This window comes from Bradyrhizobium sp. (assembly GCF_028868675.1).
Taxonomy (GTDB): Bacteria; Pseudomonadota; Alphaproteobacteria; order Rhizobiales; family Xanthobacteraceae; genus Bradyrhizobium.
Map to the genome: position 1 here is coordinate 1 of NZ_JAGWUA010000177.1, position 9,960 is coordinate 9,960.

The window sequence follows — 9,960 nt, forward strand, 5'->3', positions numbered from 1 at the left end:
GGAGGGGGCGATCATGGCGAGCTGGTTTTACGCATCCGAGGGCAAGCAGCAGGGGCCCTTTCCCGAAGTTCAATTCCGCGACCTGATCGTCCAGGGCGTGGTCCGACCCGACACGCTGGTCTGGACCGAGGGCATGGCCGGCTGGCAGAGGGCGGCCGAAATCCCCGGTCTACTGGGCGGCGGCGCGCCGCCGGCCGTTTCGCACGGAGGCGGCATGCCCACGCGCGGCGCGGGCCCGGGCGGCATTCTGTCCGTCGACGTCGGACTGTTCGACCTGCTCGGCCGCAGCATCGTCTATGTCATCGGCATGCTGCTGGTGATCCCCGCGCCGTGGGTCGCCACCTGGTTCTACAAATGGTTCGCCTCGCGCCTCCAGGTGCCGGGCCGGCCCAATGTCGGCTTCGAGGGTCAGGCGATGGACATCTGGTACGTGTTCATGGCGACCGCATTGCTGAGTTATTCCGGCGCGAGCGGAAGCTCGATCATGCAGCTCCTCGGGGTGGTGGTGCAGGGACTTCTGGCCTGGATGATCCTGCGCTGGATCGCCGGCAATCTCTCCTCCAACGGCCAGCGGCTGCCGATCTCGTTCAAGGGCAGCGCGATCGGCTACGTCGGCTGGTACCTGCTGCTGTTGATCTCCGCCGTCACCATCGTCGGCTGGGCCTGGGTGGTCGCGTTCTGGATGCGCTGGATCTGCAGCAACATCGAGGGCACGCGGCGCGAGATCGTGTTCAACGGCACGGGCCTGCAGATCCTGTGGCGCACGCTGGTGTTCGCGATCGGCTGCAGCTTCCTGATCCCGATCCCCTGGGTGCTGCGCTGGTACACGCGCTGGTACGTCTCGCAATTCGCGCTGGTCGAGCGCGGCGCGATGGCGCGCGCCTGAGCGCGCGTCAGATCTTCGGTTCTGATTCAATCAGAACCGAAGATCTGGATTCCTGTTTTGGCGCGTTTTCTTCACGCGAACCGGTATCCACTTCGCTCGAAAACGCTCTATTTGCGCTGGCGCACGGAGCCTTCCTGCGCCACCGAGGCCACCAGCGTGCCGTCGGTCTTGAAGATCAGGCCGCGGGTCAGGCCGCGGCCGCCCTGTGCGCTCGGCGAATCCTGCGCGTAGAGCAACCATTCGTCGGCGCGGAACGGCCGGTGGAACCACATCGCGTGGTCGAGGCTCGCCGGCATCATGCGCTTGTCGAACAGCGTGCGGCCGTAGCGCGCCATCACGGCGTCGAGCAGCGAGAAGTCCGAGGCATAGGCCAGCGCGCACATGTGCAGCGCCGGGTCGTCGGGCAGCGTCGCTGCGGTCTTGATCCAGACGTTGATGCGGCCGTCGTCGATCTTCTGGCCGAAATAGCGGCCGAGCTCGACCGGACGCAGCTCGATCGGGCGATCGGACTCGTAGTAGCGGCGGATGAATTCCGGCATCTCGCGGAACATCGGCTGCTTCGCCACCTCCTCGGCGGTGAGCTTTTCCGGCGGCGGCACCTCAGGCATGCCGTCCTGATGGTCGAAGTCGCTCTCCTCCTCGGCATGGAACGACACCATGACGGAGAAGATCGCGTTGCCATGCTGGATCGCGGTGACCCGGCGGGTCGAATAGCTGCGGCCGTCGCGCAGGCGCTCGACCTGGTAGATGATCGGGATCTGCGGATCGCCGGGCAGGATGAAATAGCAGTGCAGCGAATGCGGCAGCCGGCCCTCGACGGTGCGGCAGGCCGCCACCATCGCCTGCCCGATCACCTGGCCGCCGAACACGCGCTGCCAGCTCGTCTTCGGGCTGTTGCCGCGGAACAGGTTCACCTCGAGCTGCTCGATGTCGAGAATGGCGATGAGGTCGATCAGACTTTTGGACATGGCGGTGCTTTCGACGGTCGCGGGCCTTGTTCCGCCCTTGTTTCACCCGACTGTTTCGCCCAGCTATAGTCTGCTAGCAAGAGCCAGAGTCGGTCGGGACGTCGGATATGTCGGTACAGGGCAGCATTGTCATAGGCGGCGGCGCGTTCGCGGGGCTTGCGCTGGCGCTGGCCTTGCGACAGGGCCTCGGCCGCGATGTTCCCGTGATCGTCGCCGACCCCGCGCTGGCGAGCCGGCCGAGCCGCGATCCGCGCGCCACCGCCATCGTCGCCGCCTGCCGCCGGCTGTTCCAGGCGGTCGGCGCCTGGGACGGGGTCAAGGATGAGGCGCAGCCGATCCTCGACATGGTCGTCACCGATTCGAAGCTGCAGGATGCGACGCGTCCGGTGTTCCTGACCTTCGCGGGCGACGTCGAGCCGGGCGAGCCCTTTGCCCATATGGTCGAGAATCGCCGCCTGATCGACGTGCTGGTTGCGCGCGCCGAGGCCGAAGGCATCGATCTCAGGCCCACCGCCGTGACTGCTTACGAGGCGCGCGCGGAGGGCATCGACGTCGCCCTCGGCGACGGCAGTGTCATTGCGGCGAGCCTCCTGGTCGCCGCCGACGGCGCGAGGTCGAAATTGCGCGAGCGCGCGGGCATCGCGACCAACGGCTGGGACTACGATCAATCCGGCATCGTCGTCACCGTCGGCCATGAGCGCGACCATGAAGGCCGCGCCGAGGAGCATTTCCTCCCCTCGGGCCCGTTCGCCATCCTGCCGCTGACCGGCAAGCGCTCGTCGCTGGTGTGGACCGAGCGCCGCGCGGAGGCCGCGCGCATCGTGGCCTTGAGCGAGGCGGACTTTCACGCCGAGCTCGAGCAGCGCTTCGGCCTGCATCTCGGCGAGGTGACGGCGCTGGACAAGCCGCGCGCGTTTCCGCTGTCCTATTTCGTCGCGCGCTCCTTCATCGCCGAGCGGCTTGCGTTGATCGGCGATGCCGCGCACGTCATCCACCCCATTGCCGGCCAGGGCCTCAACATGGGGCTGAAGGACGTCGCCGCGCTCGCCGAAGTCGTCGTCGACGCCGCCCGGCTCGGCATGGACATCGGACAGGCCGACGTGCTCGAGCGCTACCAGCGCTGGCGGCGGTTCGACACCATGGCGATGGGGCTCGCCACCAATTCGCTGAACTTCCTGTTCTCCAACGAATCGACGCTGTTGCGGACCCTGCGCGACATCGGCCTCGGCCTCGTCGACCGCGCCCCACCCCTCAAGAACCTGTTCATCCGCCAGGCCGCCGGCCTCACCGGCGAAGTGCCGCGGCTGTTGAAGGGCGAGGTGCTGTAGGGTCCGCTTGCGCCACACGCTCCTCTCGTCATCCCGGGGCGCGCGAAGCGCGAGCCCGGGATCCATAACCACAGGGAGAGGTTTGGCGAAGACTCGGGGTTACCAACATCGTGCCACAATCACACCTTGGGGTTATGGGTCCCCGCGTTCGCGGGGACGACACCGAGTGTGTTGAACAGCCGTCGCCGCTCAATCGATCTTCCGCGCCTCTTCCGGCAGCATGATCGGGATGCCGTCGCGGATCGGATAGGCGAGCTTGGCCGAGCGCGAGACCAGTTCCTGCTTCGCCGCGTCGTATTCGAGCGGGCCCTTGGTAATCGGGCACACCAGGATCTCCAGCAATTTGGGATCGACGGTGTCTTCGGGGCGGTCGACGGATGCGCTCATCAGGATCTCCAGATATCCCCGTCGCCTTTATCATGGCCGGCTGCGGCTTGTCGCCACGTCTGGCGTCGCCGCCGCTTCTTAGAATTGCTCCAGTTTAGAACGAGTCTCTTTGCGATGTCGCGGTCAAGCCAATAGCTGGAGGGTTGCAGTTGCAACTGATTGGCGGGTGCGTGACCGATGCGAACGATCTTCCATGGCCGGGCCTGCGCCCTCGCCGCCCTGGCGTTCGCCGCGCTCGGCGGCAGCCAGGCCGTGCGCGCCGACGAGGCGGAGTCGTGGCTCGAGATCGAGACCAAGTACATTTTCGGGTTCACTACCGGCTCCGGCATCGGCATCGAGGGCGAGAAGGAATTCACGGTCGACACCATTGGTCGCTTCGGCAAGCGCGATGGCCGGTACAATGCCACCGAGACGAAGTACGAGTATGAATTCACGCCGTCCCAGTTCGTGCAGATCGAGTTCGGCGCGCTCGGCGCGACCCACAATATTCGGGGCGTGACCGACCTCGACGACCGCCGGCAGGTGGCCTTTGCCGGCGGCTTCGCCGAATTTCGCTATCTGGCGATCGAGCGGACCTCGAACAATCCGCTGTCGGTGACGCTCGCGGTCGAGCCGACCGTCCGGCTGGTCGATGAGACCGGCGGCGAGCGCGTGCACAATTACGAGCTGGAGACGACCATCAACGCCGATCTCGAGCTGCTGCGGAACCGGCTCTATGCCGGCTTCAACCTGCTCTACGAGCCCGAATACACGCAAACCCTCACCAGCGAGACGATCCGCGAGGCGAAGCTCGGCGGCTCGGCGGCGCTCTCGGTGCGAATCATGCCGGGGGTGCTGATCGGCGCGGAGGCCTGGTACCTCCGCCACTACGACGATTTCGGCTTGTCTGCGTTCACCGGCGATGCGCTGATGGTCGGTCCGACGCTGTACATCCAGTTCACGCCCAAATCGTTCATGACGGCGGCCTGGAACACCCAGGTCTGGGGCCGCGAGGTCGGCAATACCCTGCCGCTCAATCTCGCCGAGTTTCAGCGCCATCGCGCCAGGCTGAAGTTTGCCTGGGAATTCTGAGTTTCTTCGAGATCGAAAGCCGGGAGAACATTCGACATGACGTGCACGAGACGCAACCTGTTCCTCGCCGCGGCCGGCGCCGTTGCGATGCTGTCGTTTTCACCCGCGCAGGCGCAGCAGGCGACCGAGGTCCAGTTGACCTATTCGGGCAGTCAGTTCCAGCCGGGCGAAGTGCGCGCGCCGGCGGACAAGCCGGTGGTCATCCGGATCAGGAATCTCGACGGCAAGGCGATGGAGTTCGAGAGCAAGTCGCTCCGGGTCGAGAAGGTCGTTGCGGCCAGGAGCGAGGGTGTGGTCAATGTCCGTGCGCTGAAGCCCGGACGTTACGAGTTCTTCGACGACTTCAACGAAAAGGCGCGCGGCGCGCTGGTCGTGCAATAGCGAGGTCTCCTCTCCATGCTCGCCGCGCTCATCATCGTCTTCCGCGAGGTCTTCGAGGCCGGGCTGATCATCGGCATCGTGCTCGCGGTGACGCAGAGCGTTCCGCATCGCCAGCGCTGGATCGCGGGCGGCGTGCTGGCGGGCGTCGTGGGCGCGTGCCTCGTGGCGGCGTTCGCGGGCGTGCTGTCGCAGCTGTTCGAGGGCATGGGACAGGAGCTGTTCAACGCGGCGATCCTTTCCGTCGCCGTCATCATGCTGACTTGGCACAATGTCTGGATGGCGCGGCACGGCAAGGAGATGGCCGGCGAGCTGCGCGCGGTCGGACAGGCGGTGGCGGACGGCTCGCGATCGCTGTGGGCGCTGGCCGTCGTGGTCGGGGTCGCGGTGCTGCGCGAAGGCAGCGAGGTCGCGCTGTTCTTGTACGGCGTCGCCGCCTCCGACGGCGGCTCGGCGACGAGCCTGTTCACCGGCGGCCTGCTGGGTCTCGCGCTCGGCGGCGCGGTGTGCCTGTTCACCTATGTCGGCCTGCTGCGCATCCCGCCGCGCGCCTTGTTCGCCACCACGACCATGCTGATCACGCTGCTCGCCGCCGGCATGGCCGCGCAGGCCGTTGCCTACCTCGCGCGCGCCAACTGGTTCACCGCGCTCGACGTCGTGGTGTGGGACAGCGGCTGGCTCCTGTCGGAGGACAGCCTGCTCGGCCGCACCCTGCACACCCTGATCGGCTATACCGACCAGCCGACGGAGATGCAGCTCGTGATCTACGCAATCGTGGTGCTGGTGACGATCGCGCTGATGCGGCTGGTCGGATCGCAGCCGCCGCGGCCCGCGGTCGCTGCGGGCTGAGCGCGGCCTCTACGCTAGCTAGTCCGAAACCATCTTCAGCAGTTCGTCGAGCAGCGTCTGCAGACGCGCGGCGGGCGGAGTATTATCCGCCAGCGCAAATCCCAGGAAGGTCCAGTAGAGGATCTGCGCCCGCGCCTGCGCGGTTGCCGCTTTCTGCCCGTGCGCGACGAGCAGTCCCGCGATGTAATCGAGCCGGCGGCGGTCGATGGCGCGCACGGCGGTCTGCGCGGCTGCGTCGAACGCGGCCCAGTTGCGCACTGCCCTTTCCAGATCGAGCCGCGCGCCAAAGGTTCGCCGCAGCAGCGAGCGCAGTGGCTCGGAGCTCTCGTCAGCCTCGACCTCGGCGATGATCCGCTCCGCCGCGATCTCGCGCCAGCGCTTCAGCACCGCCGCGTGGAACGCGCCGAGATCGGCAAAATGCCAGTAGAAGCTGCCACGCGAGACGCCCAGGCTCTTTGCCAGCGGGTCGGCCTTCAGCGCCGTGAAACCGCTCCTGGCGAGCGCCTTCAGTCCCTGATTGATCCAGTCGTCGGCGGAGAGTTGACCATTCATGTGCGGCTCCCATGAAACCATACACGACTGTATTGACAGATGGCAATCCCGGGACTACCTACATACAGTACTGTATGGATGGGGCTCCGATGGAGATTTGGCCAATGCGTGATATGCTGCTGCAAGCCGCGGGGATCGCCACCATCGCCGTGGCCTCCATTCACGGCGTTCTCGGCGAAACCAGGGTCTTCGCCCGCGCCCGCATCGAACCGGAGCGGCTGCGAACCCTGATCCGGCTGGTCTGGCAGACCTCCACGGTGGCCTGGGCCGGCGGCGGCGTCTTGTTGATCGCGGCACCCTGGATGGCGTCGCAGCCGGCCCGTCACTGGATCGTTGCCACGCTCGCCTGCGTGCTTGCCTTCGCAGCCTTCGCCAATGCCTGGGCCACGCGCGGCCGCCACTTCGGCTGGATGGCTCTAAGCGCGGTCGTGGCCATGGCCATCGCCGGCTACTAGCCGCCGGCAGGCCCGCTCGACGTCGAATGCCACGCTGGAGTTTTGCATGACGTCGCTTCCCGGGTTCGCGATAGCAGCGCTCGTCGCAGCGTGCGAGCAAGGCCGGATGTCGCGGGGCGCAACCGTTCCGTCAGGAGGCTGGGGCGCAACCATCGGAGGATTCACATGTCCGTCATTCTCGTCACCGGCGGCACCGGGCATCTGGGCCGCGACATCGTCGATCGGCTGGTCAAGTCCGGCCGTCGTGTACGAATCCTGGCGCGGTCGGCGCAATCCAGGGCCAACGTCGAATGGGCGACCGGAGATCTCGCGACCGGAGCCGGCGTGGCGGACTCGCTGCGCAACGTGCACACCGTGATCAATGCAGCGACCTTCTCGCCGATCGCGCGGCGGGGCGGAATAAGACTGGTGGACTTCTTCAGCTCTCCCGCCGCCGTGGACGTCGACGGAACGAGGCGCCTGCTCGCACTCTGCCAGGAGGCGTCGGTCGCGCACTTCGTTCATGTCTCGATCGTCGGGCTGCACGACGCGTCCCTGCCCTATGCCCGCGTCAAGCTCGCCGGTGAGCAACTCGTGCGCGGTTCGACGCTGTCATGGTCGGTCATCCCGGCGATGCCCTTCTACTATCTGCTCGACAAGCTGCTTGCCGGCCTGCTCCGGATTCCGGTCTGGCCCGTGCCGAGAACCGTATTCAATCCGGTCGATACGTCCGACGTCGCCGATTACGTCATCAGATGCGCATTCGACGGAGAGCACGGCGATCGGGCGGAGATTGGCGGTCCGGACGAGCTGTCGTGCGTGGAGTTCGCGCGGCAGTACCTCTCCGTGCGCGGATTGCGGCGCGCGGTGTTGCCGATCGCCCTGTCCGACAGGGCGGCGCGAGGGATGGGTTTCGTGGTCAGCGACGGCGTTCGCGGCAGTCTTTGCTGGCGGGACTGGCTGCGTCGCCAATATCTCGATCATCGACAGGCGGCATGAGCCGATCTATTGCAGCGGAGGATCGCTGCTGGTGCGCTTCTTGGCGAGATCCATCTCGGTGACCGCGATCAGGATCTCCGCCCGCGTCTTCAGGTCGGGGGCTTCCAGCATGGCCTGCTTCTCGGCCGGCCCGTAGGGCGACATCATCGCCAGCGCATTGACCAGCGCCTCGTTCGGGGCGCTCTCGACGCCTTCCCAGTCCACCTTGAGATTGTTGGCCTCGAGGAACTCGGCCAGCGCCACCAGCAGCGCCTCGCGGTTGACCGCGTCCTCGCCCTTGCGCGCGATGAAGTCGTCGGCGAAGGCGAAGAAATCCACCTTGCACTGGCGGTAGGGCGTGAGCACGTCGAGCTCCTCCGTCACCCTGAAGCGCGAGATCCCGGTGAGCTCGAGGATGTAGCGGCCGTCGCCGGATTCCGCGAGCTGGGTGATGCGGCCGACGCAGCCGACCCGGAACAGCGCCGGCCTGTCCGCATTCTGCGAATGCGCGGCGTCCGGCTGGATCATGCCGATCAGACGGTGACCGTCGCGAAGTGCATCGTCGACCATGGCGAGATAGCGCGGCTCGAAGACGTTGAGCGGCATCTGGCCGCGCGGCAGCAGCAGCGCACCCGGCAGCGGAAACACCGGGATGATCTCCGGAAGATCGGCAGGCCCGCGATATTCGATGTTGATCGGCATCTGCTGCCCGGTCCCCGCTGAACTGCCGGTGCTCGCTAAGGCACGATGAGTCCAGGCTGGATCATCATCGCGCCTCGGCTTCTTGTTGGAGCATGATCCTTCCGGAAAACCGCTTCACACTTTTCCGGATCATGCTCTAGGAAAACAGGATCGTCGACAGCCGTTTGCGTCCCTCGATCGTGGCCTCGTCGGTCCCGCCCCAGGCCTCGAAGAACTGCACCAGCTGCTTGCGCGCGCCATCGTCATTCCATTTGCGGTCGCGCTTGACGATCGCGAGCAGCTGGTCGGTCGCCGCCGACCGGTTGCCCTGCGCGTTGAGCGCGGTTGCGAGGTCGAATCGGGCCTGATGATCGAGCGGGTTTGCGGCGACTTTCTGTTCCAGTTCAGTGACCGGACCCAGCGATTTGGCCTGCTCGGCGAGATCGATCGCGGCCTGCACCGCCTTGACCGCGGCGTCGTTGCGCTTGGATTCCGGAACCATGGCGAGCGTCTGCTTGGCCTGCTCGATCGCGCCCGAGACGACGTAGCACTTGGCCAGGCCCGCAAGGGCCGCGATGTTGGTGGAATCGACCGCCAAGGCCTCGGCGTAGATCTGGGCGGCGGTCGCCGCATCGCCCTCGGCGAGCATGGCCTCGGCCTCTTTCAGGATGTCGGTGATGTTGGCCTCGCCGGGCGCGGTCACGCCCTTGGTCAGCCGCTCGATGAAGGCATTGACCTGGCTCTCGGGCACCGCGCCCATGAAGCCGTCGGCCGGTTGGCCGTTGACGAAGGCGATCACTGCCGGGATCGACTGGATGCCCATCTGGCCCGGGATCGCCGGGTGCTGGTCGATGTTCATCTTGACCAGCTTGACCTTGCCCTTGGCGGAGCGGACCGCCTTTTCCAGGACCGGGGTGAGCTGCTTGCAGGGGCCGCACCACTCGGCCCAGAAGTCGATCAGCACCGGCTGGCGCTTCGATTCCTCGATGACGTCCTTCACGAAGGCCTGGGTGGTGGTGTCCTTGATCAGATCGGGCGCAGCCTGGCCCGCGCTGCCGTTACCCTGGTCAATGATCGTCACGGGATCCCTCGTCTGATGGCTGGAATTGCGCGGTCTTTAGCACGTCGTTGCCGGAGATGCTGCGGCGCCGTTCCCTAAAATTGGGCCGGGCCGGCCGATTTTCAATCCATTTCCGGTCCATGGGTCCCGATTCGGCGGGCGCCCCTGCATTTTGCGGCAGGATCGTCCGGAAACGGGCTCATATGGGGTCCAGAAACGCGAACCTATGCCGCCGGTAGCTGTTGCATTCGCCGGCGGCATTTGGCATAGGACAGCCGTTGCCGGCGCGTCACGCGACCGACACAGGACGCGGGTGTAGCTCAGTGGTAGAGCACGACCTTGCCAAGGTCGGGGTCGAGGGTTCGAGCCCCTTCGCCCGCTCCAATTT

General features: G+C 66.2%; 12 protein-coding genes and 1 tRNA gene. 8 read left to right on the forward strand and 5 right to left on the reverse strand.

From position 1 onward, the window contains the following. Positions 1 to 13: 13 nt before the first annotated feature. Positions 14 to 886, forward strand: coding sequence for a DUF4339 domain-containing protein (locus tag KGM94_RS19625; RefSeq protein ID WP_300263184.1), 873 nt, complete (start codon positions 14 to 16; stop codon positions 884 to 886). Between the two features lie 107 nt (positions 887 to 993). On the opposite strand, the gene tesB is transcribed toward KGM94_RS19625, so the two are convergent. Next, positions 994 to 1,854, reverse strand: a complete 861-nt coding sequence (tesB, locus tag KGM94_RS19630) for an acyl-CoA thioesterase II (RefSeq protein ID WP_300263163.1) — start codon at positions 1,852 to 1,854, stop codon at positions 994 to 996. Positions 1,855 to 1,961: 107 nt separating this feature from the next. On the opposite strand from tesB, the gene KGM94_RS19635 reads away from it, so the two are divergent. Continuing rightward, complete coding sequence (locus KGM94_RS19635) at positions 1,962 to 3,182, forward strand: ubiquinone biosynthesis hydroxylase (RefSeq protein WP_300263165.1); 1,221 nt, start codon at positions 1,962 to 1,964, stop codon at positions 3,180 to 3,182. Positions 3,183 to 3,371: 189 nt separating this feature from the next. Here the strand turns inward: KGM94_RS19635 and KGM94_RS19640 are convergent, their stop codons facing one another. Beyond that, positions 3,372 to 3,569: a Trm112 family protein gene (locus KGM94_RS19640; RefSeq protein WP_300263167.1), complete on the reverse strand. Its 198-nt coding sequence runs from the start codon at positions 3,567 to 3,569 to the stop codon at positions 3,372 to 3,374. Between the two features lie 177 nt (positions 3,570 to 3,746). Here KGM94_RS19640 and KGM94_RS19645 point away from each other — a divergent pair, with 177 nt between their 5' ends. Genes KGM94_RS19645 through KGM94_RS19655 form a run of 3 tightly spaced genes read left to right on the forward strand, consistent with a single transcriptional unit; the run spans position 3,747 to position 5,867 of the window. Then, entirely contained in the window at positions 3,747 to 4,640 is an 894-nt protein-coding gene (locus KGM94_RS19645; RefSeq protein ID WP_300263169.1) for a hypothetical protein, read from the forward strand. Between the two features lie 36 nt (positions 4,641 to 4,676). After that, entirely contained in the window at positions 4,677 to 5,021 is a 345-nt protein-coding gene (locus tag KGM94_RS19650) for a cupredoxin domain-containing protein (RefSeq protein ID WP_300263171.1), read from the forward strand. Positions 5,022 to 5,036: 15 nt separating this feature from the next. Beyond that, a complete protein-coding gene (locus KGM94_RS19655; RefSeq protein ID WP_300263172.1) occupies positions 5,037 to 5,867 on the forward strand; it encodes an FTR1 family protein in 831 nt (276 codons plus the stop codon). Positions 5,868 to 5,885: 18 nt separating this feature from the next. Here KGM94_RS19655 and KGM94_RS19660 read toward each other — a convergent pair whose 3' ends face one another. After that, positions 5,886 to 6,419: a TetR/AcrR family transcriptional regulator gene (locus tag KGM94_RS19660; RefSeq protein ID WP_300263174.1), complete on the reverse strand. Its 534-nt coding sequence runs from the start codon at positions 6,417 to 6,419 to the stop codon at positions 5,886 to 5,888. A gap of 104 nt (positions 6,420 to 6,523) precedes the next feature. Between KGM94_RS19660 and KGM94_RS19665 the strand changes: the two genes are divergently transcribed. Both KGM94_RS19665 and KGM94_RS19670 read left to right on the forward strand, forming a co-directional pair. Beyond that, positions 6,524 to 6,874 (forward strand): hypothetical protein, encoded by a 351-nt coding sequence (locus tag KGM94_RS19665; RefSeq protein ID WP_300263176.1) that lies wholly within the window; start codon positions 6,524 to 6,526, stop codon positions 6,872 to 6,874. 165 nt (positions 6,875 to 7,039) lie between these two features. Further along, entirely contained in the window at positions 7,040 to 7,852 is an 813-nt protein-coding gene (locus KGM94_RS19670; protein ID WP_300263178.1) for an NAD(P)H-binding protein, read from the forward strand. A gap of 6 nt (positions 7,853 to 7,858) precedes the next feature. Here the strand turns inward: KGM94_RS19670 and KGM94_RS19675 are convergent, their stop codons facing one another. Further along, positions 7,859 to 8,533, reverse strand: a complete 675-nt coding sequence (locus KGM94_RS19675) for an LON peptidase substrate-binding domain-containing protein (RefSeq protein WP_300263180.1) — start codon at positions 8,531 to 8,533, stop codon at positions 7,859 to 7,861. 136 nt (positions 8,534 to 8,669) lie between these two features. Then, complete coding sequence (trxA, locus tag KGM94_RS19680) at positions 8,670 to 9,593, reverse strand: thioredoxin (protein WP_300263182.1); 924 nt, start codon at positions 9,591 to 9,593, stop codon at positions 8,670 to 8,672. A gap of 288 nt (positions 9,594 to 9,881) precedes the next feature. On the opposite strand from trxA, the gene KGM94_RS19685 reads away from it, so the two are divergent. Continuing rightward, positions 9,882 to 9,956, forward strand: a tRNA-Gly gene (locus KGM94_RS19685). Positions 9,957 to 9,960: the final 4 nt, after the last annotated feature.